This window comes from Streptomyces sp. JH002 (assembly GCF_050916115.1).
GTDB classification, from domain to species: Bacteria; Actinomycetota; Actinomycetes; order Streptomycetales; family Streptomycetaceae; genus Streptomyces; species Streptomyces xiamenensis.
In genome coordinates, this window is sequence record NZ_CP087989.1 from 5,983,120 (window position 1) to 6,009,467 (window position 26,348).

A 26,348-nucleotide genomic window follows, 5' to 3' on the forward strand; every position below is an offset into this window, starting at 1 on the left:
CCTGTCCTGCTCGATGGGACGGCGGGCGGTGGCGCATTTCCTGTGGGCGATGGACGGGCGGGATCGAGATCACAGAACGGCGCCGTTGCCGATCAGCCGGGGGACGACGCGCTCGCACAGCGCGTCGAAGTCGTTGCCGAGGATGGTCTGGAAACCGTCGACGCCGCCCTCCTCGTACCAGCGGCGCATGTCCTCCCCGACCCGTTCGGGGGTGCCGGAGAACTGCGCGTGCTCGCTCAGCGCGAGGACCTCGGCCGCGTACTCCCCGACGCTGCGGCCTGGCCTGCGGGCCAGATCCCACAGCGGCAGATAGCGTGAGCCGAACTCCGCGAACACCTCGTCCGGATCGGGCGACAGCGCCCCGGGCGGGAGGGGATCCGCCGGGCTCGCCCCGTCGAGCCGCAGCCCGGGGAACCGGTTCCGCAGCGTGTCCACGGCCGCCTGGCCGACGGGGCCGTGGGCGGCGCGCCGCTGCGCCGCGAGCCGGCCGGCCTCCTCATGGCCACCGTGAAGATGCAGATAGCTGCCCGGGAGCAGGGCCACGCTGTCCGCCGGCCGTCCGGCCGCGACCACCTCCCGCCGCAGGATGCGCCGCAGCGCCTTCGCCGCGCCCAGGGTGGGCGTGCCCGCGAAGACGGCGTCGGCGGTCGCGGCGGCCAGCCGCAGACCGGCGAGCGAGGAGGTGGCCTGGAGGGTGAAGGGGAACGCCGCCGAGTACGGGCCCATGTCCAGCGGCCCCGACTGCGTGTAGAAGGCGCCCTGGTGCTCGACCTCCGTGATCAGATCCTCGCGGACGAAGCGGTCGCCCGCCGGGTCCGGGACGTTCGCGGCGGGCGGCCAGCTCGACCACAGCCGCCGGGCGAGTCCCACGAACTCCTCGGTCTGCGCGTGCCGTTGCCCGGAGGAAACCTCACGCCGCATGCCGATCGCCGTGCCCGGCCGGAAGGATGACACGACGTTCACCCACGCCCGCCCCCGCGATATCCGGTCCAGGCTGGCCAGGCTGCGCGCGAAGCCGAACGGGTGGGTGTGCAGGGTGGAGACGGTCGGCATGACCGCGATGCGGGTGGTCGCGGTGGCGATGAGGGCGGCGAGCTGGAACGGCTCGAAGACGGTCAGCGGAGGCCCCGCGCGCAGCCCGGCGCGGTTCACCCCGGAGAAGTCGGCCTGGAAGACCGCGTGGAACCCGGCGGCCTCGGCCTGCTGCGCCGCCCGCACGAAGGTCTCCGCCCGGAACGGGGAATCGGCGCGGCCCCGCGCGGTGCGCCAGTCGTGGCTGGACGGCAGGTACTGCGCGTTCAGCAGGACCGTCGGCGTGCCGGGCGCCGGGCGGCCGGCGCCGTCCGGAGCCGGGGCGGGAGGGGACGGGGTGGTCATGGTGTCCTTCCATGGATGAGCGCGTCACTGCTGTCGCTGTCGCTGTCGCTGCCGCAGGCCGGGCGCGGGACACGGGATCCTCCGGTGCGCCCCGCGCCCCGTGGCACGGCCGGGAAGGTCAGCCCTTGCCGACCCGGTACAGGAGCGGCTCCCACGCGTTGACGGGGAAGGTCAGTCCCCGCACGTCCGTGCGCGCCAGCAGCACCTGCGAGGAGTCGAACAACGGGATCCCGTAGCCCTGCCCGATGATCTCCGTCACCGCTTCGTCGACGAGGCGCTGACGCTCGGTCTCGTCCACGGTCGCCGCCTGCTCCGCGAGCAGCCCGTCCACCTCGGGCCGGGGCGCCTGCCCCTGCCAGGCCGTGAACTCCGTGGAGTAGAACGCGGCGATCCCGTCGGCGTCCCCCCCGGCTCGCGCCCTGATAGACGGCCAGCTGCCAGTCGGTGGACGTCCGCAGATCCGCCTGCTCGGCCTGCGACACCTGGTGCAGGCGCACCGCGACGCCGATCTCGGCCAGCTGCGTCCGCAGATACTCCCAGCCGGAGGACACCGTCCCGATGTCCGACCCGACGAACGTCAGCGACACCTCCAGCCGCCGCCCCTCCCTGACCCGGATGCCGTCCGCGCCGGCCTCCCACCCGGCCTCGTCGAGCAGCGAGCGGGCGGCATCCGCGTCGTGGCGCAGCAGTTCCGTGCGGTCGGTGTAGAAGCGATGGCCGCGCGAGACCACGTCGGTCGCCGGCTCCACGCCCTCCCCGTAGAACGTCTCCACCAGCTCCACCCGGTCGATGCCGCGCTGGATCGCCTGCCGCACCGCCGGATCGGCCAGCACCGGATCACCGGTGTTCACCACCAGGGTGTTGACCACACTGCGGTCCGGCGCGAGCACCGCCTCCACGTCCTCGCGGCCCCGCGCCTGCGCCAGCCCGGCGTCGGTGATCGAGTACGCGAGGTCGTACTCGCCCGCCACGACCCCGGCCGCGCGCACGCTCTCCTCGGGCACGATCTGGATCGTCACCCGCTCCAGCGCCGCCTCGCCGCCGCCACCGAACCCGGCGGGCGCCCAGTCGTAGCCGTCGCGCCGGACATACTCCACCCGCTCGTCCTGGACCGCCTCCGCCAGGACGAAGGGACCCGAGCCCACCGTGCCCCCCGCGCACCGCTGCTCGGGGGTCCGCGCCAGCGACTCGGGGGCGAGGATCCCGAACTGGCCCTCGGTGTTCGCCTGGAGGAACCCCGCGTTGGGCTCGGTGAACTCCACCCGCACCGTGCGCGCGTCCAGGGCCCGGGCCTGTTCGTAACCGCTCAGATAGGCCCCCGCCGTGGAGGACACCCCCTGACCGGCCAGCTCCCACAGTGTCTCGAAGTTGTCCGCGACCACCTGCGCCGTCAACTCCTCGCCGTTGCTGAAGGTCACCCCTTCACGGATCGTGAACTCGTAGGCCCGGCCGTCCTCCAGCGTTTGCCAGGACTCGGCCAGATACGGCTCCAGCTCCCCGGTCGCGGGGTCCTCGCTCAGCAGCGTGTCCAGCACCTGCCGGCCGAACAGGGCGAAGGGGTTGGACTGCGCGTAGTCGAAGCACGTCGGGTACCAGCCGTACGCGACCCGCAGATGCTCCGGGGCTGCGCCGCCGCCCGTGGTGGCACCGGCGGCGCAGCCGGTCAGCGCGAGTATCGCGGCCGCGGAGGCGGCGGCCGGGCCTGTCCGGAGTGCGCGGGTCATGATGACGACATCCCATCGTGAGGTGAGGTGGCAAGAGGAAGACGGACGGTGGGCACCGCGTCCAGCAGGGCACGGGTGTACGCACTGGCCGGGGTGGAGAACACCGTCCGCGCCGGCCCGCGTTCCTCGACCCGGCCGCGGCGCAGGACGAGGACCTCGTCGGCCACCGCCCGCACCACCCCCAGATCGTGCGAGACCAGCAGGTAGGCGATGCCCCACCGCTCCTGGAGGGAGCCCAGCAGTTCCAGCAGGGCGAGCTGCACGGCCTGGTCCAGCGCCGAGACCGGTTCGTCCAGGACCACGACGTCCGGCTCCGGGGCCAGCGCCCGGGCGATCGCCACCCGCTGCGCCTGCCCACCGGACAGTTCCGACGGCCGGCGCTCGGCGAAGGCCGGCGGCAGGCCGACCTGTTCCAGCAGTTCGCGGGCCCGCTGCGCACGCCACCGCGCCCCGCCGACGCGGTGCGCCTCCAGGGGCTCGGCGATGACCCGACCGACCGGCAGGGAAGGGTTCAGGCTGCGCGCCGGGTTCTGGTACACGAGCTGGACCCGGCGGGCGAAGTCCTTGCGGGCGGTACGGTCCCGGCCCACCGGCGCGCCGTCCAGCAGGACGGCACCGCCGTCGGGCCGGTCGAGGCCGGTGAGCAGTCGCAGCAGGGTGGACTTTCCCGCCCCGGACTCGCCGACCACGGCCAGGGTCTCGCCCCGGCGCAGGGTCAGGCTCACCTCCCGCACGGCCTCGACGCGTTCCACGCCCCGGCCCCCGCCGAAGGACTTGCGCAGGCCGCGCGCCTCCAGGACGACCGGCGCCGCCGGCCCGGCCGGCGGGTGGAGGGCCGCTCCCCGGATCCGTGCCCGGCCCGGCACGGATGTCAGCAGCCGGCGCGTGTACGGGTCGTCGGGATCCCCGATGACCTTGTCCACCGGCCCGGACTCCACCACCCGGCCCGCCCGCATCACGATCAGCTCGTCCGCGCGCCGCGACGCCACCGCGATGTCATGGGTGACCATCAGCAGCGACAGGTCCCGCCGCACCCGTACCTCGTCGAACAGGTCGAGAACCCGCCGCTGCACCGTCACATCCAGATCGGAGGTCGGCTCGTCGGCCAGCAGCAGCCGGGGCCCGCCCACCAGGGCCAGCGCGATGAGGACGCGCTGTGACAGGCCGCCGGACAGCTCGTGCGGGTACTGGCGCAGCCGCTCCGCGGGCCGGTCCACTCCCACCGCTTCCAGCGCGGCGACCGCGCGCCGCCGGCTCTCCCGCCGGTCCCGCAGCCCCAGGAAGTGCCGGTGCAGTTCGGCGAAGTGGGACCCGATCCGTACCAGTGGGTCAAGCGAGCGGGCCGGATCCTGCGGCACCAGGCCCACCGACCGGCCGCGCAGGCGCCGCGGATCGTGGATCCGGCGCGCCGGGCCTTCGCCGTCGCGGAATTCCAGCAGCCGGTAACCGGCCCGCGCGGTGCGTGGCGTCAGGCCCAGCAGCGCGTGCAGCGTCGTGGACTTGCCCGAGCCGGACTCTCCCACGATGGCCACCGTCCGGCCGGCCGGCACCGTCAGCGAGAGGTCCTCGACCGCCGCCGTCCCGGGCCCGACCTTGCCGGGATACCTGACGGTGAGTCCCTCCAGCCGCAGCACCGGATCCCGGTCCGCCGCCGTGTTCCGTACGTCGCTCATGCCGGTCCTCCTTCGCGGGCGCCCAGGGACCGCCCCAGCCGGTGCAGGGCCAGCACCACGGCGGCGAGAACCGCCCCGGGCAGCGCGGTCAGCCACCAGGACGTCACGAAATAGGTCCGTCCCGCGGCGATGAGGTTGCCCCACTCCGGATCGGGTGGCTGCGCGCCGTAGCCCAGGAAACTGAGGGCCGACACGGAAAGGATCATGGTCGCCAGCTCCAGCGCGCCCAGCGCGACGATGGGGCCCCGCGCGTGGGGCAGGACGTGCCGCAGCAGAATGCGCCGCCGGGACAGGCCGTAGCCCGCCGCCGCCTCCACGAAGGTCTGCGAGCTGACCCGCAGGACCTCGGCGCGGGTGACGCGGGCCAGCGCGGGGACCGACGCGATGCCCACGGCCACCGCGAGGTTCAGCTGGCCGGTGCCCAGCCCGGAGACGATCAGCAGCGAGATCAGCAGGGACGGCAGGGCCAGCAGGACATCGATCACGGCCATCAGCACCCGGTCCACCGCACCGCCCAGATAGCCGGCCGACAGGCCGATCAGCACGCCGAGGCCGGCCGCGAAGGCCAGCGCCCCCAGCGCGGTGGACAGGCTGGCCCGCGCGCCGTGGACGACCCGGCTGAGCAGGTCACGGCCGAGTTCGTCCGTTCCGAACGGATGACCGGCCGACGGTGGAGCCAGCCGTTGGGCGATGTTCTCCGCCAACGGGTCCTGGGGCGCCAGGACCCCGGGCAGCAGCACGGCGGTCAGGGCGAGGACGAGGACGGCGAGTGCCACCCACGGAACGGCGGCCCTGCGCCGCGCGCGTGACGGGGCGACGGTCGGCACGGTCATGTGCGCGCTCCGGTGACTCGGCGCACCCTCGGATCGAGGAGCGGGTAGAGCAGGTCGATGACGAGATTGAGCGCGGCGAACACCAGGGCGGCCAGCACCGCGATCGCCAGGACGACCGGCGCGTCCTGTGTCTGGACGGAGGAGGCCAGCAGCCGTCCCAGCCCGGCCCGCGCGAAGACGGTCTCCGTGATCACCGTGCCGATCAGCACCCCGCCCACCGTCAGGCCCGCCAGTGTGAGGAAGGGCAGCAGCGCGTTGCGCGCCACGTGGGCGAGGTACACCCGCCGCCAGGGAAGCCCCCGGGCCTCCAGCAGCCGCACGAACCCGGCCTGCTGCACATCGTCCAGACTCCGCACCAGGACCGCCGTCAGCGAGGCCGACACCGGCAGGGCCAGCGCGACGGCGGGCAGCACCAGGGCCGACAGACCGCTCCCGCCCGCCGAGGGCACCCAGCCCAGGGTGAAGGAGAAGACTTGCAACAGCAGCAGCCCGAGCCAGAACGCCGGAATCGCCGCGATCAGCGCCGGAACGTTCACCAGGAACCGGTGCACCGCGCTGCCGCGCCGCCACGAGGTCACCAGTGCGAGGCCGAGGGAGAAGGGCAGGGCGAGGGCGAGGGCCCCGGCGGCGAGCCCGATCGTGTTCGGCGCCACGGCGGCGAGAATTTCCGGCACCGGTCTCCCGGACTGGAAGGAGGTGCCCAGGTCACCGCCGAGGAACTGCCCCAGGGTGCCGAGGTACCGGGTCAGCAGCGGTTCGTCCAGCCCGTGCTGTTCGCGCAGCGCGGCGATCTGCTCCGGGGTGCCGCCTCCGGCGCCCGAGGAACGGCGGTCGAGCATCAGGGCGACCGGATCGCTGGGCAGGGCGTACAGGAGAAAGAAGGCCAGCGTGTACACGGACAGCACCACGACGGCGAAGTAGCCGCAGCGGCGCAGCACATGGACGGCCACCCGCCGGGGGGTGGAACCCACCGCGGGGCCCGTCACGGCGTTCGTCCCGGCGTGCGGTGACCGGGCGGCGGCGCGGGGCTGCCGGCCGGATGGCCGGTCGGGGCGGGTGCCGTACGGCCGCGGGGGCACGGACGGCGGTGATCACAGGCGTGGTGCCGGGTACGAGGGGCGGACACGTGACGCTCCGGAAGTGATGCGGGGCAGGGCGGAGGGCAGGACGGCGCCGAGGGGGCCGGGGCCCCGCCGGTGTCGGTCACAGGGCCAGATGCGGGGTGTACTGCCGCAGCCAGGAGGCGAAGTTGAGGATGACCTCGTTCTCGAAGTTGCTGACGAGTCCGTGGGCGCGCGCCGCGTCGCCGCGGCGGCGGGCGTCGAGCACCTGCGGGGCGAAGATGTCGCGCAGCCCGTCGGGCGGGTCGGCGAGCACGGCGGTGAGGTGCTCCTGGAGCAGGCGCGCGTACGCGGGGTCCGGCGAGGTCGGGTAGGGGGACTTCGTGCGGTCCACCACGCTCGCGGGCAACAGGTCACGGACCGCGTCCCGCAGCACGCCCTTCTCGCGGCCACCGGCGTTGTGGATGTGCCGCGAGAGCGTGACGACGTGCTCGACGATCCGGTGGTCGCAGAACGGAACCCGGACCTCCAGGCCGGCGGCCATGCTCAGCCGGTCCTTGCGGTCCAGCAGGGTGGGCAGGAAGTGGGTGACCGCGAGGGAGATGATCTCGCGGTGCCGCCGCTCCGCCGCGCTCAGCGCGGGGTCGTGGGTCAGCCCGCCGAGCGCGGTGGTGTACGCGTCGCGCAGCTGGCCGGTGATGTCCAGCTGTTCCACGAGAGCGGGGTCGATCGTGCTGAGCATGCGCTGCTGGAGGTAGCCGTGGGCAGGGCTGTCGGCGATCCAGGGAAACGTTTCTGCCCAGACGGCGGTGGGGTCCTGGAACCACAGGTAGCCGCCGAGGATCTCGTCGGCGGCCTCTCCCGACAGGGCGACGGTGGCATGCTCGCGCACCGCGCGGCACAGCAGCAGCAGGCTCATGTCCAGATCGCCGAAGCCGTTGGGCAGGTCCCGGGCGCGGACGGTGGCGTCGCGGACGGAACGATCGGCGAGCAGCGCGCTGTCCAGCACGATGCTGGAGTGGTCGGAGCCGATGAAGTCCGCCGCCTCCCGCGCGTACCTCCGGTCCAGTGCGGAACGCGAGTCACCGGTGCCCGCGGCGTCGGTGAAGTCCACGGAGAACGAGCGGATGCCGTCCCGCTGCGGCAGCGCACCGGTGATCGCGGTGATGGCGGAGGAGTCGAGGCCCCCCGACAGGAACGTGCCCAGCGGCACGTCGGCGACGGTCTGCCGGGCGACCGTGTCGTGCAGCAGCGACCGTAACTCCTCCACGGCGTCATCCAGGTCCTCCGTCCCGGCCCGCCGGCTGAGGACATCCCTGACGTCCCAGTACCGCGTCGTGCGCACCCCCCGCCGGGAGAACTCCAGGACCTGACCGGGCAGCACCTCCGAGACGCCGCGATAAGGGCTGGTGCCGGGGAACTTCAGCAGTGGCACGAGCAACTGCCGCAGCCCGTCCTCGTCGACGGCGGTGTCCACGTCCGGATGCGCGAGGACCGACTTGGCCTCCGAACCGAAGATCAGGCGCTCGCCCCGGTGGTGGTAGTGCAGCGGCTTCACCCCGAGGTGATCGCGCACGAGCCACAGGGTCTGCGCCGTCTCGTCCCACACCGCGAACGCGAAGATCCCGTTGAACCGTTCGACGGCGCCCACGCCCCACTCGGCCCAGGCCCTCAGGACCACCTCGGTGTCGCTCGACGTCCGGAAGCGGTGGCCGCGCACGGCCAACTCACGGCGTAGCTCGGCGTAGTTGTACAGCTCACCGTTGTAGGAGAGCACCAGCCGCACCCCGGACGCGGACGGGGAATCCGCCGCGGTGGGCAACACCATCGGCTGCGCGCCGTTCTCGATGTCGATGACGGATAATCTGCGGTGCGCGATCACCGCGTATCGGGAAAGCCACGTTCCCGACCCGTCGGGGCCGCGGTGAACGTGCTCGTTGTTCATTTTCTCCGCGACCGCCGGGGCATCGGGGCCGAGCCCCGCATAATCAATCCAACCGGTAATTCCGCACACGGCAAACCCTCCGCATTTCTCGTACTGGCCTCGAAATGGTGGATCCCGAGCCGCCGGATCAATGAGGCGGCGTCATCACGTGCTGCTCAGCGGGGACATCGCCCGGCGTACGCCAAGACGCCCGCGGGTGCGATCACGCGGACAGTGGCGAGGGCGGAGCGGGAAACTGCGGTCATCGTGACTCCGGACGCGACGGTCACCGGCGTACGGGCACGGTGGACCGGCAGGGTCGAGGGCTGAACCGGACGGGGGGGTTCAGGCCTGACAACAACAGCAGGAGGCCACGCCACGGGGGACGCCGGGGAGGGCGACGAGGGTGCGGGCCGAAGGAGTCACACGGGTCATCCTGCCGGACCGCGCGCGCCCACCGCAAGAAGTCCCGGCGATCCTCTCAGCATCCGAGACGGCCACGGCAGGCCGGCTCACACGGGCAGTTCGTCCAGCACCCGGTCCCGGGTGAACGCCTCCCGCAGGAGCCCGGAGAGCGCGGCCAGTTGGGGCGTGGCGCGGTCCGTCCGCCAGATCAGGCCCATCTGAGACCGCTCCCGCAGACCGTCGATCCCGAGGTAGCGCACGTCCCGGCGGGTGGCCCGCTCGGCCAGCGGCCGGCAGACCAGCATGGCGTGCTCCCCGGCGGACACCAGGGCCAGACCCTCCTGCACGGTGCTGATCCCGGTGGAGGAACGCACGGGCCTGCCCCGGGGGGTGTGGCGCGGCACCCGCGCCACCCTCCAGTAGTCGGGTGCGTCCCCGAAGGGGTGCAGGATGTCCAGCCCCGCGAGGTCCTCCACATGGACCCGGCCGGCGTCGGCGAGCGGATGCGAGGAGGCGAGCGCCAGCAGCCGCTCCTGCGGAGGAAACCGGAAGCCGACCGTCAGTGCCTCCTCGCGCACGGGGAGTTCGACCACCGCGGCGTCCAGCCGCCCGTCCAGCACGGCGGAGAAGGGCGACCCCAGCGGAATCTCGCTCAGCACCATGGCGACCTCCTCGCGTGCCCGCAGCTGCCGGAACGCCTCGGTCACCTCCTCGTAGACGCTGCCGTGGAAGCCGACGCGCAACTGGCGCAGCGCGCCGCGCCGGGCCCGCTGCTGTGCGTGCACGACCACGGTGGCCAGGGCCGCGTACGCCGGGCGTACCTCCTCGACGAACTGTGCCCCGAAACGGCTCAGCTGCACGCGCCGGCTGGTACGGTCCACCAGCCGCACCCCGACCCGCCGTTCGAGGGAGGCGATCAGCTGGCTGACCCGGCTCTGCGAACAGCCGAGACGCTCGGCGGTCCGGCCGAAGTGCAGCTCCTCGGCGAGAGCGAGCAGGCACTCGATCTCCTGCACATGGACCTGATGCATCCCGTTCCGCCTCTCCACGGCCGATCGATCAGCGTAGCTGATCGATCGTTGAGAACTTCGCCGTTGTTCCCGCCACCCCGCGCTGCTTGGCTCAGGTGCATGGGTTCGTATGCGCCGGTCACCGACTCCGGCACCGATCTTCGCCGCACCACGCCGAGACAGTGGGCGGCGATCGCCGTGCTCTCGCTGAGCACCTTCGTGGTCGTGACCTCCGAGATGCTCCCCGTCGGCGTGCTGACCCCGATGGCCGACGGCCTGGGCATCAGCACCGGCAGCACGGGGCTGAGCCTGACGATCACCGGTCTGGTCACCGCCGTCACCGCCCCCGCCGTGCCGCGCCTGCTCGGAACGCTCGACCGGCGTGCGGTCCTGGCCGTCGCCATGCTCATCCTGGCGGCGGGCAACGCCCTGACCGCGGTGGCGAACGGCTTCGGCCCGCTCCTCGTGTCGCGGATCATCCTCGGCATCGGGATGGGCACCGTATGGGGCCTGGCGGCGGCCGTCGCACCGCGCCTGGTCGCGCCCCGCGACGCCGCGCTCGCGGTGTCCTTCGCCGTCAGCGGTGTCGCCGCCGCCTCCGTGGCCGGGGTGCCGCTGGGCACGTTCATCGGCAACGCCTTCGGCTGGCGCGCCGCGTTCACCGCCCTGTCCGTCGCCGCGGTGGTCCTCGCCGCGGTGCTGCTGCCGGTCCTGCCCCGGCTGCCCCGTGTCACGGCACCCGCGGGCAGCGACCCGCGCGCCGACCGCCGGCCGCTGCTGCGCATCCCCGCGGTGGCCGTCGGCCTGGCGCTGATCACCGTCCTGGTCACCGCGCACTTCGCCGCCTACACGTACGTGCGTCCCGTCCTGGAGGACCGTACCGGCCTGACTCCCGGAGCCATCGCCGGACTCCTGCTGCTCTACGGCGTCTTCGGGCTGATCGGCAACTTCGTCACCGGAGCCCTCGCGGCGCGCCGGGCCCGCCTCACGGTGACAGCACTGGCCACCGGCATCGGTGCCTCGCTCGTGCTGCTGGCGCTCTTCGGCGCCCTGGCCGGCGTCACCGCGCTGAGCATCGCGCTGTGGGGCCTGACCTACGGCGGGCTGTCCGTGGCCGGGCAGATCTGGATGACCCAGCTGGCCCCGCACCGCGCCGAGCACATCACCGGGCTCTACGTCGGAGTCTTCACCGCGGCCATCGCACTGGGCGCCTTCATCGGCGGCACCCTGGTGGAGGCCGGCGGGGTCACGCTCGTGCTGTGGTCCGCGGCGATCCTGTCCCTGCTGGCCGTCGTGATCGGCCTGAGCGGGCGCACTCCGGGCGGCGACGGGCCCGGCGGGCGGCAGGAGGGCGCGGCACCCCAAGCCGAGGCCGTGCGCAGCTGACCCCTGACGGTCACCTGCCGCGCCGTCATCCGGCCCCCGTCACCGGGCGGATGCCGCAGGTCCCACAGGACGGGGGCGGGACACCTCCGCGCCCCGCCCCGTCCTGTGCCTCAGCGGCGCGTGACACCCTCCGCCGCGTTCGCCGCGAGCCGGGGCCCGGTGACGGGCGCGCTGCCCAGCGCCTCGTCCACGGCGGCCAGGATGTCCTCGGACAGAAAGACGCCGGAGGCGGCTGCGTTGGCGTGCACCTGGCCGGGACGGGACGCCCCCGTGATGGCGGAGGCGACCTCCCCGCGGCGCAGCACCCAGGCCAGTGCCAGGGTGGCCACGTCGATGCCGAGCCCTTCCGCGATGGGCAGCAGCCGCTGGACCGCCCGGAGGTTGGCCTCGTTGTAGACCAGGTCCCGGGCGTCGGACATGGTGTCGCTGGCGAAGCGGCTGCCTTCGGGGACGGCCTGCCCCGGCTCGTACTTGCCCGTCAGGACACCCTGGGCGAGGGGCGACCACACGGCGTGCGAGATGCCGTTGGCGGCGCACAGCTCGAAGAGTTCGGCCTCGGGGGCCTGCCAGAGCATGGAGTACTGGGGCTGGGAGGCGACGAACAGGTCAGGCCCCGCGATGTCGAGGGCCGCCCTGATCTGCTCGGTGGTCCACTCGCTGAAACCGAGGTACCGGGCCTTCCCCTGCTCGACGACCTTCTGGAGCCCTTCGATGGTGTCCTCCAGGGGAACGGAGGTGTCGAACCGGTGCGCGTAGTAGACGTCCACGTGATCGGTCCGCAGCCGGCGCAGGGAGGCGTCGATCTGCCGGGCGATCTGGGCCGCCGAGAGCCCCTGGTCGGCGGGGTCCTCCGACATCCGGCCCCAGACCTTGGTGGCCAGGACGTAGGAGTCGCGCGGGTGGGCGGAGAGGATGTCGCCCCACGCGGATTCGGCGGCGCCGCGGCCGTAGACGTTGGCGGTGTCGAAGAAGGTGATGCCCGCGTCGAATGCCGCCTCCGTGCAGGCGCGGGTGGCATCCGCCTCGATTCCCCCGGAATAGGTCAGCCAGGATCCCAGTGCGATCTCCGACACTTCCAGGTGGGAACTGCCGAGTGTGCGGTATCGCATGATGTCGCGTCCTCTCTGAACACGGGAATTCCCGCCGGGGCGGGGCAAGACCATTCAGCGCGTGAGGTGTTCGGGTTTCGGAGCCCTCTATATCTGGCCGCCCGCCGTGGAGACAAACGCCCCGTCATCATGTTCATACAGATGTCATGGGCGGGCGCATGCGGCGCGGCGGCCGGGCCACGCGTGAGTGACCTCTGTGCCCGCAGGACATGCACCGGGAAATGGCCCGCCCCGGTCAGCTGCGCGCGTACGGTCCCGCCGCCGCCGTGAGCATCCCGTGGGCGACGGTGTCGGCCTGCCGGAAGAGCGCGGCGTTGCCCCCGGCGCGGGCGCCGATCGCGGTGTTCCACTCGATGCCCTCCAGCGGAATGCCGCAGGCGAACAGATCGGGCTGCGGCACCCCGGCGGCGTCCCGCACCCGCAGCGTGACCGGATCCACGTCCAGCGCCCCGGTCGGTACCGCCGCGTCCCCCGCACCGGCCCGGTGCGGGCGGCCCAGCCCGCCCGGGGCGAGTGAGGCCAGCAGCGCACTGCCGGTGGTGGCCAGATCCGCCCCCGGCAGCCACGCGTCCAGCAGCGCGCCGGCCCGTACCTTCTCCCCGCCCACCGTCGGGGACTCGCCGGTGAACAGCCCGGCGGCGCCGTCGGTGCCCACCGTCAGCCCCGCGCCCGCGAACTCCACCACCCCCGCCTCGTGCAGCGCCAGCAACTCGGCGATCCGGGACGCCGGCGGGCCACTGGCCGTATGGGCGCCGAACCCCCGGAACCAACGCAGCTCGCGCGGCCCCGCCGCGTTCAGCACCCCGGCCACCGCCAGCCGGCGCACCTGCGCCTTGGTCGCGGCGATCGCCGCCGCCGCGGCCTTCAGCGGGCTCTGCTCCGGGTCCCGGGCGGCGGCGAGGTCGGCGCGCAGGAACCGGCGCATCCAGGAACCCAGCGCCTCCCGGTCGGGGAAGACCCGGCCGGCCAGCGGACGGTCCAGCGCGGCCGGGTCGAAGCGGTCGGCCGGGTCGGGAAACGCCTCGGCCAGCAACGCCGCCCACCGCGGCGAACCGTGCTCCACCGCGCCGTACCGCTCCAGGAACTCCGCGCGCGGCAGCCGCGACATCTCCGGCCGCAGCCGCAGCGCCACCTCGTACCAGGCCGCCCCCGCCTCCCGCGCGATCAGCGGCCACACCTCCGTGCGGAAGTCCACCCGGCCGGGACCGCGCGCCGCCAACTGCCGCGCCCGCTCCGCGTCGAAGTACCGCGGCCGGTGCCCGCGCGGCATCGCCCCGGGCGCCTGGCCCCGGGCGAGGTACGGCACGCCCCGCCCGGATCCCGCGATCAGCCGGGGTTCACGCCCGGACGGCAGATACCGGGCACCGCCGTCCGGGTTCTGCGTGAAGCGCCCACCACGTCCCGCTGTCAGCAGGGTGAGCTGGTCGAAGAAGTTCAGGGCCAGACCGCGCACCAGGACCGTCGCCCCGGGCTCCAGCCGGTCCAGGGCGGCCTCGTGCGGATACCCGGGCCGCAGGTGCACCAGGCCGTGGTGTTCGGCGAAGCGGCTCAGCTCCCGCTCCCGCGCCCCCGGGAGCTGATCGGTGTGCCCGGTCGCCAGCACCACCGCGTCGGCGGTCACCGCCGGTGCCCCGTTCTCCAGTCGGACCCGTATCCCGCCGGGCACCCGCTCCAGCGCGGTGGCCCGGGTCCGGTGCGGCACCACGCGGACACCGTCCGGCGCCCGGTGCGACAGATCCTCGTACGCCCAGGCCAGGTACCGGCCCATCAGCGCCCGGCCGGGGTGCTCCCAGGGGGCCAGGGCCGGCCCTCGCTCCCGCGACCACTCCAGCAGACCGGGCCCGGTGAGCGCGGGACCCGCCATGCGGACCGAGTCGTCGGGGTAGGCGGTGGCGTGCCCCGCCAGGGTGTTCATCAGCAGCGCCTCGGGCTGGTCCGGTGACCACACCCGGCCCGCGCCCGGCACCTGTGGCTCGACGACGTGCAGGTCGGCGCCGGTGCCCGCCCAGGACCCGCCGGGACCGAGGTGGGCGAGGAGCCGGCCGAGGACGGCCAGGCCACGCGGGCCCGCCCCGATCACCGCGACCACCGGCCGGCTCCGGCTCACCGCCGCGTGTCCCAGATGTCGCTCAGGACCCGGCGCAGATTGCCGCCCAGCACCGCCGTGATGTCCTCCGCGCCGTAGCCGCGCCGCGCCAGCACCTCGGTGATGCGCGGGAGATCGGCGGGGGTGCCCATGCCCTCGGGGTGGATGATGTCCAGGTTCAGGTCGTCCCCGATGATCGGGATCTCCGGGTACAGCCGCCGCACCCGCGCCATGCCCGCCTTGGAGTACTTGCGCTCGTCCCCGACATCGGTGCCCAGGATGACGTGGTCGATCCCGACCAGGTCCACCAGGTGGTCGATGTTGTCGGCGAACACCTCCGGGTCGGCACCCCGGGTGAGGCCGCTGGGGGAGAGGAAGCCGGACTTGGCGGCCAGCCCGAACACCCCGCCCCGGGCGGCCAGTTCCCGCACCACCTGGTCGCTCTTGTTGCGCGGGCTGTCCACGAACCGGGTCAGCCCGGCATGCGTGACCAGCACCGGCTTCTCGGACAGTTCGATGGTCTCCAGCGTGGAGCGCTCACCGGTGTGCGACAGGTCCAGGGCGACCCCCAGGTCGTTGCACTCCTTGATCAGCGCACGCCCGAACCGGCTCAGCCCGCCGTTGGCACTCTCCCCGCTGCCGTCGGCCGCGTAGTTGCGGTTCTGGTACGTCAGGCCCATGAAGCGCAGGCCCATCTGGTACAACGCGTGCAGCCGCCACAGGTCCTCACCGACGGGCTTGCTGTCCTCGAAGCCGGCGAACCAGGCCACCGTCCCCTCGGCGTGCGCCCGGTCCACGTCGGCCAGACCGTAGCCCTGGAAGACCCGCCCGCCGGTCTCCGCCAGCCGCCGCTGCCAGCCCGCGATGCCGGCCGCCGCCGCGTCGTAGTCCTGCGAGATGGACACCGCGTGGTTGACGGCGGTGACCCCGGACGCGGCGAGCTTGCCGAGGTAGATCTCGTCCGCCCAGTTCAGCGGGGTGCAGTCCAGGGCGTTGAAGACGACGCTGTCACGGTGCAGCGCGGCCGGGTCGAAGGCCGGGGCGGCGGGTGCGGTGGACACGGGGAACTCCAGGGGTGGGGTGGGGATTACGAACGCAGGCTCTGGCGCAGCCCGAGGCCGCGCTCCACGAGGACGACGGCCACGACGGACAGCAGCACCAGGCACACCGACAGCGCCGCGATGGACGGATCGCTGCGGTACTCGACGTACTGCAGGACGGCGACCGGCAGCGGTCGCACGTTGTGGCCCGAGACGAACAGCGAGATCACCGTCTCGTCGAAGGACAGCAGGAAGGCGATGATCCCGCCGGAGAACAGACCGGGCCGGATGGCCGGCAGGGTGATCCGGCGGAAGACCGTGAACGGACCGGCGCCCAGCGTCCGGGCGGCCTCCTCGGCCCGGGGGTCGGCACCGGCCAGCGCCGCCGAGATGGTGCGCACCACGTACGGGATGGTGACGCCCAGGTGGGCCAGGATCAGGCCCCAGTAGGTGTCGGTCAGCGGAATCGGCGCGAACAGGATCAGCAGGGCCAGGCCCAGCACGATGTTCGGCACCAGCAGCGGCGACAGGAACGCCGCCTCCACCGCGCCGCGCCCGCGGAACCGCAGCCGCGACAGCGCGAGCGCCGCCGGGATGCCGCAGGCCAGGGCCAGCGCGGTCGTGGTCGCCGCGGTGATCGCGCTGACCTTGATGCCCTCCTGGAAGTCCGGGTTGGCGAACACCTGCCGGTAGGGCTCCAGGCTGAACCCCTCGGGCGGGAACCGCAGGAAGGTGCTGGTGTCGAAGGACACGATGAGGACGATGATCACGGGAGCGAGCAGGAACAGGTACAGCACGGTCAGCAGGACCGCCCAGCCGGTCCGGGCCGCGAGTCCGGCTTTCATGACGCTTTCCTCTCCCGCCCGGTGATGCGGGCCTCCAGCACGCGCTGCGCCCACAGATGGAGGGCGACGACCAGGCCGAACAGCATGAGCAGCAGCACGGACAGCACGGCGGCGACCGGCCAGTTGAGCGAGTTCATCGCCTCGTCGTAGATCTCGGTGGCCAGCACGAAGACCCGTCCGCCGCCGATGAGGCGCGGGGTGACGTAGCCGCTGAGGCTGAGCACGAAGACCAGCAGCGACGCGGTGATCACCCCGGGCGCGGTCAGCGGCAGCACCACCCGGCGCAGCACCGACAGCCGGTTCGCGCCCAGTGAGGCGGCGGCCCGCTCCAGTTCGGGGTCCAGGCGGCCGAATCCGGCGAGCATCGCCAGGATCGCGAACGGCATGTAGATCTCGGTGGAGGCGATCACCACCCCGGTCATGTTGTTGGCCAGCCGCACCGGGTCATCGATCACCCCGATGGCCAGCAGCGTCTTGTTGATGACGCCCTGGTTGCCGAGGATGGCCATCCAGCCGAAGGTGCGGGCCACCGAGGAGATCAGCAGCGGTGCGACGGCCAGCGCGAACAGCAGGCTGCGCCACCGGCTGGTGGTGCGGGCCAGGAAGAGCGCCACCGGGTAGGCGAGCAGCAGGGTGAACACCGTGGTGAGCAGCCCCAGCTGGAGGGTCTGCCCGATGACGTTCCAGTAGTGCGCGCTGGTGAGGACATCGGTGAAGGTGGACAGCGTGAGCGTCTGGAGGATGGCGCCGCCGGGCAGCGGCTGGTTGAGCGCCATGCGCACCACCCACACCAGCGGCAGGGCGTAGGTGAGGAGCAGCGCGAGCGCGCCGGGTGCCAGCAGCCACAGCGCCGGGCGGCGGTGCCACCGGCGCCCGGCGGGGGCCGGTGGTGCGTCGCTGGTGGGGGTCTCGGCGGGGGGCGCGGCGGGGGTGGCGGTCACGCGGCGTCCTGGTTGTCGGCCACCAGGCGGGGCGCGGCGGCGTCCCAGCCGAGGGCGACCTCGGTGCCGGGCCCGAAGGTCCCGCCCGCGCCGGCCGGCTGCTCGACCTCCAGCTCCGGGCCGCCGTCCGCCGTCCGGACCCGGTAGGAGATGACCTCTCCGCTGTAGCCGGCGGAGAGGACCGTGCCGTGCGGGTCTCCGGCGCGGCCGTCCGTACCGGGGGGGCGCAGGGTGACGCGGTGCGGGCGGAGCATGACGGTGGCCCGGCCGTCGGGCGTCACCGCGCTGCCTGCGGCCCGGACGGTGCCGAGGCCCGGGACGGAGACGTCGGCGCCGTCGCTGTCCTGGCTGGTGACCGTACCGGCCACCAGGTTGGCGCGGCCGACGAATTCGGCGGTGAACCGTCCCGAGGGCCGCTCGTACACGTCCTCCGGGGTGCCCAGCTGCTCGATGCGGCCGGCGTTCATGACGGCGACCCGGTCCGCCATCGACAGCGCCTCGCGCTGGTCGTGGGTGACGAACACGGTGGTGATGCGGGTCTCCTGGTGGATGCGGCGGATCTCGTCGCGCATCGCGCCGCGCAGTTGGGCGTCGAGGTTGGACAGCGGCTCGTCGAGCAGCAGCACGTCCGGCTCGATGACCAGGGCCCGGGCCAGCGCGACACGCTGCTGCTGGCCGCCGGAGAGCTGGGAGGCGCGGCGCCCGCCGAGGTGGCCCAGGCGGACCAGGTCCAGCGCGCGGGCGACCCGTTCGCGTACCTCGCTCTTGGCGACCTTGCGCATCTCCAGGCCGAACGCCACATTGCGCGCGACGTCCAGATGCGGGAAGAGCGCGTAGGACTGGAAGACCACGCCCATGTCACGGCGGTGGGCGGGCAGCCGGGTGATGTCGCGTCCGCCCACCTCGACGGTTCCGCCGCTCGGCTCGATCAGGCCGGCGATCATGCGCAGGGTGGTGGACTTGCCGCAGCCGGAGGGCCCGAGCACGGCGAGCATCTCGCCGTGCGCCACCGTCAGGTCGATGCCCGCGACCGCGGCCCCGGCCGGGGTGGACCGGCCGGGGAAGACCTTGGTGAGGGCGCGGAGCCGGAGGTAGTCCGTCCGGCCGGCGGCGGGCGGGGCCGTGTCCGCCGTCTGCTCCGTCACGGCCGGCTGCTGGTCAGCCACCGATGACCTCCTGCTTGATGCGGTCGACCCAGTCGGTGTAGCGGGAGGTGATCCAGCTCCAGTCGACGGGGATCTGGTGGGCCTGCTGCTCTTCGGACGCGGTGGTGCGCTCCCGCACCTCGGGGGAGAGTTCGACGTCCTGGTTGACGGGCGCGTAGTAGGCGGCCTCGTCGAACGCCTTCTGGGCCTCGGCCCCGATCGCGTAGTCGATGAACTTCTGCGCGGCCTCGGCGCGGGGGGTGTTGTTGACCAGGTTGATCGTGTTGATCTGGGTCACCGTGCCCTCCTGCGGGAGCACCGGCTCGACCACGCCGCCCGAGGTGTCCTTGTAGTACTGGCCACGGGCGTTCCAGCCCACCGCGATTCCGGCCTCGCCGGACTGCACGGCGGTGTACACGTCGGGGGCGGGCTGCCAGGTCTCCACGCCGGGCGCCAGCTCCTGGAGCCGTTCGATGGCGGGGTCGATGTCCTGCTGGTAGTCGGTGCCGAGGATGTCGGAGAGCGCGATGATCAGCGCCACCCCGCGGGTGTCGGCGATCGGCATGGCGAGCTTGCCCCGGTACTCGTCCTTCCACAGGTCGTTCCAGCTGGTGGGCGCCGTGTCGATCTTCTCGGTGTTGTAGAGGATGGACAGGCTGTCGAGGGTGAGGCCGGGGCCGAAGCCGTCCTTGCTTCGGGCCTCGTCGACGAGCTGGTCGAGGTGGGGCACCAGCTCCGGGTCGAGCCGGGCGAACAGGCCCTCCTCGTTGGCGGTGGGGGCCACCGAGGAGTCCATCAGCGCGACGTCGGCCGCCGGGCGCGCGGTGCTGGCCCGCAGTTTGGCCAGCACCTCGGCCGAGTTCTGGATCGGTACGTAGGTGACCTTGATGTCGGGGTTGGCGTCCTCGAAGGGCTTGATGACGTGCTCGGTGAACTCGTCCTGGAAGGTGCCGTAGAAGCCCATGAAGGTGATGGTGGTGGTGTCACCGTCCTGGGCGGCGGTGTCCGGCGAGGCGCAGGAGGCGGCCAGGACGGCGGTGAGGGCGGCGGTGGTGGTGAGGACCAGTGGGCGGCGTGAGCGCGAAGGCATGGCGGTGCTCCGGGGGTGATGACGGGCGGGGAACGGACGCCCGGCGGGCGCCCCGGGGACGACGTCCGGCCGTCAGCGGGCGGGTGCCGCTGTGCTCAGGGGGGAGCGGGGACCGGACGTCCGGCTACAGGAACCGGAGAAACAGGGCGGGCCGCTGACCATGTCCGCCCTCCTTCCGTGAACATCCGTCCGCATGGTGGCCGGTGTCATGAGACGCCACGGGGCGAGAGGCGCCCCGCTCGTGCGTCACTGTGTGCCGCCTCAGCAAAGTAGCTGGCCTTGTCCCTCACCGTAAAGCCGTGACCGGCGCAAACAGCCCTTCCAGCGAGCACCGGTGGGAGGCCGCGAGGCCCTTGCGGCACACTGATCCTGATGCATCAAGTGGCCGGGAGTGGGGTGTGCGGCGCCGGAAAAGGGCGCTTTCGGTGGCACCTGATGCATCAGGTTGCTCAGTGTGCCCTGCTGTCGCGTCCGATAGTCTCCGTGGCACCATCGATTTTGCCCCGTGCGACGTCTCGAATAGCGAGACGATGTCCAGAAAGTGAGACGCGCGATGCAGGTGCCGGCCTACCGCAGGGTGGCGGACCAGCTGCGGCAGCGCATCGCGGCCGGTGAATTCCCCGCCGGCCGCCGACTGCCCTCGCGGAGCGAACTCTCCCGCCAGTACGGCGTCGGCTCGAACGTCGCCGCCGCGGCCGTCCGCCTGCTCACCGCCGAGGGCGTCGTCCGGGGCCGCCCCGGTCAGGGCGTCTACGTCCGCGAACAGCCCTCCACCGGAACCATGGCCCGCTCCTGGACCAGGGAACGGCTGCTGGGCACCCTCGCCGTGTCCGGCGGCGCCGACGAGGACGAGGGCCGCACCGTCCGCAGCACCCCCGTCTCCACCACCGAGCCAGCCGGCCCCGCCATCGCCGCCCGGCTGGGCCTGGATCCCGGACAGCAGGTGGTCCGCAGCCTCTACCGGCTCAGCCGCAACGACCTTCCCGCAATGCTCTGCGTCAGCTGGGAGCCCCTGGGCATCACCGGCGGCACCCCCGTCACCCTGCCCGGAGCGGGCCCCATGGCGGGCGAGAGCGTGGTGGCCCGCATGGGATACATCGGCATCCGGGTCACCCACTCAACCGAGACCGTCACCGCCCGCGCCTGCACCCGTGACGAGGCGGCCGCCCTCGACCTCGCCCCCGGCGCCCCCGTGGCCGCCATCGAACGCACCTACTACGCGGACCGCCTGGCGCTGGAGACGGCCGACCTGGTCGTCCCGGGCGAACGGTTCCGGCTCGCCTACGAGATCCCCGCCGACAGAACAGGCCCCACCAGATGACCGATCCGATACCCACCGACCCCCAGCACCCGGCCGACGCAGTCGGCCGGTGGCGGTTGCCGCCCGGCGGGACGAACACCGAACTCCTGCTGGCCATCGCCGAGTTCGACACCCCCTTCCTGCTCACCGCCTCGCTCTCCCACGGTCTGGGCTCCAGCGCCCTCACCCTCGACCGCGGCAAGGCCGGCCCCGACCTCCTCGCCACGTTCCGGCGCGCGGGCGACCGCGTCCTGCTCCTCGTCCACAACAAGCACCACCGCGCGGCCGGCGACACCGCCGCGACCCGGGCCGGGACGGAAGGCTTCGCCGGCTCGGTCCTGTGGAGCGGCCCGATCGTGCGCGAGGACGGCCCGGCGGCCGTCGTGGACGTCACCACGCTCGCCCTCACCGACCTCCACGGCATCGCCGACCACCTGCGCGAACGCGACCAGGGCGACTACACCGTCGACCCCGCCACCAGCCTCGCCCACCCCGCGGACGCCTCGGGCGGCCCGCACGGCATCCGGCTGCCCGCCCTGCTCACCCTGCGCGGCCGGGCCACCGGCGCGGCCGTACGCTCCCTCGCACCGCTGCCCGACACCCTCACCCTCGTCCAGCGGATGGAACTCCTGCCGCTGCCCGCCGACCCGCTCCCGCCGCGCCCCTACCACCCGGCATCCGGCGGCTACGGCGTCGGCCACCGCGACCACGGCGGCCCCGTCCCCGGAGCCGAGGTCCGCTTCCAGCCCCGCTTCCGCCTCACCGAACCGGTGGTCTTCCTCGTCGACCCCGCCGTCCCCGAACCGATCCGCTCCGCCGTCCTCGAAGGCGGCAACTGGTGGCAGGAGGCCTTCGACGCAGCCGGCCTCCCCGGCGCCTTCCGCGTCGAGACCGCGCCCGAGGACCTCGACCTGAGCGACCCCGCCCACCACACCGTCTGGTGGGTCCACCGGGACGGCCGCGGCTGGTCCCACGGACAGACCCTCTCCGACCCGCGCACCGGCGAGATCCTGCACGGCCGGGTCAGGCTCGGGTCCCAGCGCGTCGCCCAGCTCACCGCCCTCGCCGAAGCCCTGCTCGCCCCCTACGGACAGCCCGACGAAGCGGCCCGCCTCGCCGCCGTCCAGGACCTCGTCCTGCGCCGCATCCGGCACCTGGCCGCCCACGAGATCGGCCACGCCCTCGGCTTCATGCACAACTTCGCCAGCCACCACCACCCGCGCCCGTCCGTCATGGACTACCCCCACCCCCACCTCACCGTCACCCCCGACGGCGAGCTGGACACCACCCACGCCTACAGCCAGGGCCTGGGCCCCTGGGACCACTTCCTGGTCGCCCACGCCTACGGGCAGACCCCGGGCGAGGAACTGCGCCGCGCCGCCGCGGCCCAGGGACTCCTCTACCTGGCCGACGAGGACGCCGGCGGTCCCGACGCCGCCCACGCCGACGCGGTGCCCTGGACGGTGCCCGTCGCCGACCCCTTCGCCGCGCTCGACCAGGCACTGGAGGTACGCCGCACCGCCCTCGCCCGCTTCTCCCGCTCCGTCCTCCCCCCGGACCGGCAGACCGGGGAACTGGAGGACCGCGCACTCCTCCTCCACCTCTACCACCGCCACCAACTGACCGCCGTCGCCCGCCTGGTGGCGGGCGTACGGTACGGCTACGCCCAGGCCGGGGACCCCGGCGCGGCCGGCACGACCCCCGTCGCCGCCGCCGACCAGTGGCGCGCCCTGCGCCGCACCGCGGACCTGCTGCACCCCGCCGTGCTCACCCTGCCCCCCGCGGTCCTGCACACCCTGACACCGCCGGCCATCCGGTACCGGCGGGACCCCGACGCCCTGCGCGGACAGACCGGACGGACCTTCGACCCGCTCACCGCGGCGGCCGCCGCCACCGCCCTGGTCACCACCGAACTCCTCACCCCCGCCCGCCTGAACCGCCTGGCCTGGCAGCACGCCACGGACCCGGCCGTGCCCGCGCCCGCCGACGTGGCCGGGACCCTGCTGGGCGCGCTCGCACCGGACCCGGAAACCGACGACGGCGTCGCCCGGCTGGTCCGCACGACGGCGACCGCCGTCGTGCAGCGCCACCTCCACGCCCTGCTGGCGGACGAGCGCACCCATACGGTCGTCCGCGAGGCCCTGCGCCCCCACCTGGACGCGTCACCCGCCCACCCGGACCCCGACCCGGCCCCCCTGCCGTGGATCCCCCCGGGCGCACCGCTGTGACGGGCGTGCTCCGGTAGCCCCGGAACCGGCTTCTGAGGGTGCGGCACCACGGGCCGGCCACGGACGAGTGATCTGTGGCCGGCCCGCACAGCCGCGTCATCGGGGCCGTGGAACAGGTCATCTGTGCTGAGCGCACCGTGTCCCAGCTGCTGCCCGTGGCCACCTTGGTGCAGCCTGGTCCCAGGAACGCACGGCCCGCCCGCCGGCACGCGCCGAGGCGCGAGTGCGGACAGCCAGGGGCGCGTTCGGCGGCACGCCCTCTCCCACCGCCACCGAGGGAGCGACTCATGAGCGACTACGGCCACGCACTGTGGTTCGGCAGCTTCATCACCCCCGTCGCCGGCCGGCCTCAGGCGCCGGTCGAGCTGGCACTGACGTCCGAGCGGGCCGGCCTCGACCTGGTCAGTTTCCAGGACCATCCCTATCAGTCGCAGTTCCAGGACACCTGGACCCTGATGTCCTACGTCGCCGCCCGCACCGAACGGATCCGGATCAGCGGCAACGTGCTGAACCTTCCCCTGCGGCCCCCCGCCGTGCTGGCCCGCGCCGCCGCGAGCCTGGACCGGCTCAGCGGCGGGCGGGTCGAACTGGGCCTCGGCGCGGGCGCGTTCTGGGACGGCATCGTCGCGATGGGAGGCCGCCGGCTCGAACCGGCCCAGGCCGTACAGGCGTTGGAGGAAGCCGTCGACGTGATCCGGGGGCTGTGGGCCACCGACGAGACCGGTCCCCTCCGTGTCACGGGGGAGTTCTACACCGTGACCAGCGCGAAGCGCGGGCCGGCACCCGCCCATCGCATCCCGATCCACCTCGGTGCCTACAAGCCGCGCATGCTCCGGCTGACCGGCCGGATCGCCGACGGCTGGCTGCCCTCCCTCGGCTTCCTGCCCCAGGGCCCCGCGTCGCTGGCCGCGATGAACGAGCGGATCGACGAGGCCGCCTCCGCTGCCGGACGCCCACCCGCGGCGGTCAGCCGCCTGCTCAACATCAGCGGCCGATTCACCAGCGGCAGCGGCGGCGGGCTGCTGGAGGGCGGGAGCGATGACTGGGCCGAACAGATCGCCGACATCGCCCTGCAGTACGGCGTATCCGGGTTCATCCTCGCCTCGGACAAGCCTGCCGACCTGAACCTCTTCGGCCACGAGGTCGCGCCCCGAGCCCGCGAACTCGTCCACTCCGAACGCGGGGCATGACGCGGAGCGCCACCGCGAACGAGGGGCGCCGCAACCGACCGCGCACCAGGTGCTGAACGCAAAAGCGGCATGACATCGGCAAGTTCGGCAAGGTGATCCCCAGAGGAGTGTTCTGTGCCGCAGCGGTACCCGAGCGGGGCACAGGGCCCCGGGTTTCACCACGTCCGGAGCCCGGGCCGCCCTCGTTATGGCTGATCAACAGCACTGTGCCTGAAGAAAGGTGGGAAGACTGGCCCGCTTGTGAGGTAAGGACCCGCCCGGTGAGGATCGCCATGGCGGAGCACAGAAACGTCCCCCCGTAGCACCACACTGTGAAGGACAGCATGAAGATAGGTTTCGCCCTCCCGCAGTTCAACAACCAGGCGTACGGCATCGCCCACACCGCCACGTTCGCCTCCGCGATCGAGGAGGCGGGTGGTGCCAGCCTGTGGGTGGGCGACCGGAACCTGGCGGCGGTGCGGCCCGCCGTCGGCTACGGCGGGCAGGGCAACACCATCCCGCCGGAACTCAACGCCTCCGCCGACCCCTTCGTCCTGCTCGGTGTCGCCGCCTCCGCGACACGTCGCGTACTGCTGGGCTCCCACATCCTGATCGCCCCGCTCTACGCTCCCGTCCAGCTCGCCCGGTCACTGACGACGATCGACGTGATCAGCGGCGGACGGCTGCTGCCCGGCTTCGGGATCGGCTGGTCCCCCGAGGAATACCAGGCGGCCGGAGTGGACTTCACCCGCCGCGGAGCCCGCATGGAGGAACTGCTCGACGCGCTCGACGCCATCTGGACGACCGACCCGGCCCAGTACGAGGGCGCGCAGCTCTCCGTGCCCGAGCACCACTCGCCGCTGAAGCCGGCGCGTGCACCCCGGCCGCCCTTCTACCTGGGCGCCATGTCCGAGCGCGCCCTGCGCCGCGTCGCCCGGCGCGGCGACGGCTGGCTGCCGCTGGTCGTCGTCCCCAGCTACGTCGACATCGACGGCCTCGTCCAGCAGCGCGCGTTCCTGAACGAACTGGGCCGGCAGAACGGCCGGGACCCCCAGGCGATCGACACCGTGCTGCGGGTGAACATCGACGCGGGCACGAGCACGGCGCTGGTGGCCGACACCATCAAGGAGATCCACGAGCGAACGGGCATCGACCACTTCATGGTCGACTCGATGTACGACGTGGACACCGTCGACGGCTCCGTCGAGCACGCACGGGAGGTTCTCCACCTGGTGGACAAGGGCTGAGCCCACGCCGCCCCGGCGGACCGCGGAAGACGCTCGGGCAGACGGGGGACTCCACCCTGACGTCCCAGCCCCGGCACCGTGCGTGGCAGGCCGGAGCGAGAACCGGGAGGTCGAACGCCGCACCCGCGAGGTCGGCACGGTCGCCGACCTGGTGGTGATCACGGTGCGCTTCGAGGGCATCGGCCAGAGCGAGGCTGAAGCTCCCCTCGTACCCGTCCACCAACGGGGGCAGCAGCACGGCCGGCCGGTGAAAGGAACCCCCGGTCCTTGGCCTTCTCGGCCTCCCGCGCCGCACGCTGAGCCGCCTGACCGGAATCCACCCCCGTCAGGCAGGCGTGCGGGACCGCCGACGAGCGGTGTGGGCGGATCCGTCCGCGTCGGCGCATCCGGGGCCGGTCTCGACGAGGGGAGACCGGGGCGCGGAAACCGTTGAGTGTCGCGGTTGCGCGGGTGGCTGGTGTACCCGCACGGCCGTGAGGCCGTCCCTTTCGGCCGGGGGAGCCCGCCGTCACCGACGTGGACGGAAGGCGGCTGGGGCTCGCCGGCTGCCGGGACACGGGGCCCCGAGCATGCCGCGAGGAAGGCGGCGTCGGGCATCGATGGTGAGGTGGGGGGGTTGTCCACGCCGATCACGAGGCCGAGGTGCACGGCGAGCGTGCCCGCAGGGTCGCGGCCGACCACGGGGCATGCGTCGCCACGGCCGCCTTCGCGAGTCCGACCGGCGGCGGGTTCATCCGCACCCCGGCAACTCGGGC

Annotated in this window: 20 protein-coding genes; 5 read left to right on the plus strand and 15 right to left on the minus strand. The window is 73.2% G+C overall.

The window, feature by feature from the left end:
- Nucleotides 1–69: 69 nt before the first annotated feature.
- The 7 genes from H7827_RS27510 to H7827_RS27540 all read right to left on the minus strand — a co-directional run bounded on the left by H7827_RS27510 (nt 70) and on the right by H7827_RS27540 (nt 10,028).
- The gene (locus tag H7827_RS27510; RefSeq protein ID WP_432747723.1) at nt 70–1,377 is read right to left on the minus strand and encodes an LLM class flavin-dependent oxidoreductase; all 1,308 of its coding nucleotides are present in this window, start codon (nt 1,375–1,377) and stop codon (nt 70–72) included.
- A complete protein-coding gene (locus H7827_RS27515; RefSeq protein ID WP_432747724.1) occupies nt 1,374–3,101 on the minus strand; it encodes an ABC transporter substrate-binding protein in 1,728 nt (575 codons plus the stop codon). Before H7827_RS27515 ends, H7827_RS27510 begins: the two co-directional genes overlap by 4 nt.
- Complete coding sequence (locus H7827_RS27520) at nt 3,098–4,774, minus strand: ABC transporter ATP-binding protein (RefSeq protein WP_432747725.1); 1,677 nt, start codon at nt 4,772–4,774, stop codon at nt 3,098–3,100. Before H7827_RS27520 ends, H7827_RS27515 begins: the two co-directional genes overlap by 4 nt.
- Nucleotides 4,771–5,607 (minus strand): ABC transporter permease, encoded by an 837-nt coding sequence (locus H7827_RS27525; protein WP_432747726.1) that lies wholly within the window; start codon nt 5,605–5,607, stop codon nt 4,771–4,773. The genes H7827_RS27520 and H7827_RS27525 overlap by 4 nt, the downstream gene beginning before the upstream one ends.
- On the minus strand, nt 5,604–6,593 hold the full coding sequence (locus tag H7827_RS27530; protein ID WP_432747727.1) for an ABC transporter permease: 990 nt from the start codon (nt 6,591–6,593) through the stop codon (nt 5,604–5,606). Before H7827_RS27530 ends, H7827_RS27525 begins: the two co-directional genes overlap by 4 nt.
- A gap of 217 nt (nt 6,594–6,810) precedes the next feature.
- Entirely contained in the window at nt 6,811–8,682 is a 1,872-nt protein-coding gene (gene asnB / locus H7827_RS27535) for an asparagine synthase (glutamine-hydrolyzing) (protein WP_432747728.1), read from the minus strand.
- Nucleotides 8,683–9,104: 422 nt separating this feature from the next.
- The gene (locus H7827_RS27540; protein ID WP_432747729.1) at nt 9,105–10,028 is read right to left on the minus strand and encodes a LysR family transcriptional regulator; all 924 of its coding nucleotides are present in this window, start codon (nt 10,026–10,028) and stop codon (nt 9,105–9,107) included.
- Between the two features lie 99 nt (nt 10,029–10,127).
- On the opposite strand from H7827_RS27540, the gene H7827_RS27545 reads away from it, so the two are divergent.
- Nucleotides 10,128–11,393 (plus strand): MFS transporter, encoded by a 1,266-nt coding sequence (locus H7827_RS27545; RefSeq protein ID WP_432747730.1) that lies wholly within the window; start codon nt 10,128–10,130, stop codon nt 11,391–11,393.
- 110 nt (nt 11,394–11,503) lie between these two features.
- Here H7827_RS27545 and H7827_RS27550 read toward each other — a convergent pair whose 3' ends face one another.
- The 7 genes from H7827_RS27550 to H7827_RS27580 all read right to left on the minus strand — a co-directional run bounded on the left by H7827_RS27550 (nt 11,504) and on the right by H7827_RS27580 (nt 19,649).
- Nucleotides 11,504–12,502, minus strand: a complete 999-nt coding sequence (locus H7827_RS27550; protein ID WP_432747731.1) for an aldo/keto reductase — start codon at nt 12,500–12,502, stop codon at nt 11,504–11,506.
- 235 nt (nt 12,503–12,737) lie between these two features.
- The gene (locus H7827_RS27555) at nt 12,738–14,609 is read right to left on the minus strand and encodes an FAD/NAD(P)-binding protein (RefSeq protein WP_432747732.1); all 1,872 of its coding nucleotides are present in this window, start codon (nt 14,607–14,609) and stop codon (nt 12,738–12,740) included.
- A complete protein-coding gene (locus H7827_RS27560; protein WP_432747733.1) occupies nt 14,606–15,649 on the minus strand; it encodes a dipeptidase in 1,044 nt (347 codons plus the stop codon). The genes H7827_RS27555 and H7827_RS27560 overlap by 4 nt, the downstream gene beginning before the upstream one ends.
- A 26-nt stretch (nt 15,650–15,675) precedes the next feature.
- Complete coding sequence (locus H7827_RS27565) at nt 15,676–16,473, minus strand: ABC transporter permease (protein WP_030726851.1); 798 nt, start codon at nt 16,471–16,473, stop codon at nt 15,676–15,678.
- Complete coding sequence (locus H7827_RS27570) at nt 16,470–17,414, minus strand: ABC transporter permease (RefSeq protein ID WP_432747734.1); 945 nt, start codon at nt 17,412–17,414, stop codon at nt 16,470–16,472. Before H7827_RS27570 ends, H7827_RS27565 begins: the two co-directional genes overlap by 4 nt.
- Nucleotides 17,411–18,580 (minus strand): ABC transporter ATP-binding protein, encoded by a 1,170-nt coding sequence (locus H7827_RS27575; protein ID WP_432747735.1) that lies wholly within the window; start codon nt 18,578–18,580, stop codon nt 17,411–17,413. The genes H7827_RS27570 and H7827_RS27575 overlap by 4 nt, the downstream gene beginning before the upstream one ends.
- Complete coding sequence (locus H7827_RS27580; protein ID WP_386533383.1) at nt 18,573–19,649, minus strand: ABC transporter substrate-binding protein; 1,077 nt, start codon at nt 19,647–19,649, stop codon at nt 18,573–18,575. Before H7827_RS27580 ends, H7827_RS27575 begins: the two co-directional genes overlap by 8 nt.
- Before the next feature lie 541 nt (nt 19,650–20,190).
- Here H7827_RS27580 and H7827_RS27585 point away from each other — a divergent pair.
- The 4 genes from H7827_RS27585 (at nt 20,191) to H7827_RS27600 (ending at nt 25,593) form a co-directional block, all read left to right on the plus strand.
- Nucleotides 20,191–20,970, plus strand: a complete 780-nt coding sequence (locus H7827_RS27585; RefSeq protein WP_364247518.1) for a GntR family transcriptional regulator — start codon at nt 20,191–20,193, stop codon at nt 20,968–20,970.
- Entirely contained in the window at nt 20,967–23,177 is a 2,211-nt protein-coding gene (locus tag H7827_RS27590) for a zinc-dependent metalloprotease (protein ID WP_432747736.1), read from the plus strand. Before H7827_RS27585 ends, H7827_RS27590 begins: the two co-directional genes overlap by 4 nt.
- A gap of 287 nt (nt 23,178–23,464) precedes the next feature.
- Nucleotides 23,465–24,367: an LLM class flavin-dependent oxidoreductase gene (locus tag H7827_RS27595; RefSeq protein WP_432747737.1), complete on the plus strand. Its 903-nt coding sequence runs from the start codon at nt 23,465–23,467 to the stop codon at nt 24,365–24,367.
- 323 nt (nt 24,368–24,690) lie between these two features.
- A complete protein-coding gene (locus tag H7827_RS27600) occupies nt 24,691–25,593 on the plus strand; it encodes a TIGR03619 family F420-dependent LLM class oxidoreductase (protein ID WP_432747738.1) in 903 nt (300 codons plus the stop codon).
- Here H7827_RS27600 and H7827_RS27605 read toward each other — a convergent pair.
- On the minus strand, nt 25,505–25,888 hold the full coding sequence (locus H7827_RS27605; RefSeq protein WP_432747739.1) for an Imm49 family immunity protein: 384 nt from the start codon (nt 25,886–25,888) through the stop codon (nt 25,505–25,507). The two genes, H7827_RS27600 and H7827_RS27605, sit on opposite strands and share 89 nt — an antisense overlap.
- Between the last annotated feature and the right edge of the window lie 460 nt (nt 25,889–26,348).

Excerpts from the sequence above, each read along its gene's own strand:
- H7827_RS27510 (WP_432747723.1), bottom strand. The coding sequence starts at position 1,377 with ATGACCACCCCGTCCCCTCCCGCCCCGGCTCCGGACGGCGCCGGCCGC.
- H7827_RS27515 (WP_432747724.1), bottom strand. The coding sequence starts at position 3,101 with ATGACCCGCGCACTCCGGACAGGCCCGGCCGCCGCCTCCGCGGCCGCG.
- H7827_RS27520 (WP_432747725.1), bottom strand. The coding sequence starts at position 4,774 with ATGAGCGACGTACGGAACACGGCGGCGGACCGGGATCCGGTGCTGCGG.
- H7827_RS27525 (WP_432747726.1), bottom strand. The coding sequence starts at position 5,607 with ATGACCGTGCCGACCGTCGCCCCGTCACGCGCGCGGCGCAGGGCCGCC.
- H7827_RS27540 (WP_432747729.1), bottom strand. The coding sequence starts at position 10,028 with ATGCATCAGGTCCATGTGCAGGAGATCGAGTGCCTGCTCGCTCTCGCC.
- H7827_RS27545 (WP_432747730.1), top strand. The coding sequence starts at position 10,128 with ATGGGTTCGTATGCGCCGGTCACCGACTCCGGCACCGATCTTCGCCGC.
- H7827_RS27550 (WP_432747731.1), bottom strand. The coding sequence starts at position 12,502 with ATGCGATACCGCACACTCGGCAGTTCCCACCTGGAAGTGTCGGAGATC.
- H7827_RS27565 (WP_030726851.1), bottom strand. The coding sequence starts at position 16,473 with ATGAAAGCCGGACTCGCGGCCCGGACCGGCTGGGCGGTCCTGCTGACC.
- H7827_RS27580 (WP_386533383.1), bottom strand. The coding sequence starts at position 19,649 with ATGCCTTCGCGCTCACGCCGCCCACTGGTCCTCACCACCACCGCCGCC.
- H7827_RS27590 (WP_432747736.1), top strand. The coding sequence starts at position 20,967 with ATGACCGATCCGATACCCACCGACCCCCAGCACCCGGCCGACGCAGTC.
- H7827_RS27595 (WP_432747737.1), top strand. The coding sequence starts at position 23,465 with ATGAGCGACTACGGCCACGCACTGTGGTTCGGCAGCTTCATCACCCCC.
- H7827_RS27600 (WP_432747738.1), top strand. The coding sequence starts at position 24,691 with ATGAAGATAGGTTTCGCCCTCCCGCAGTTCAACAACCAGGCGTACGGC.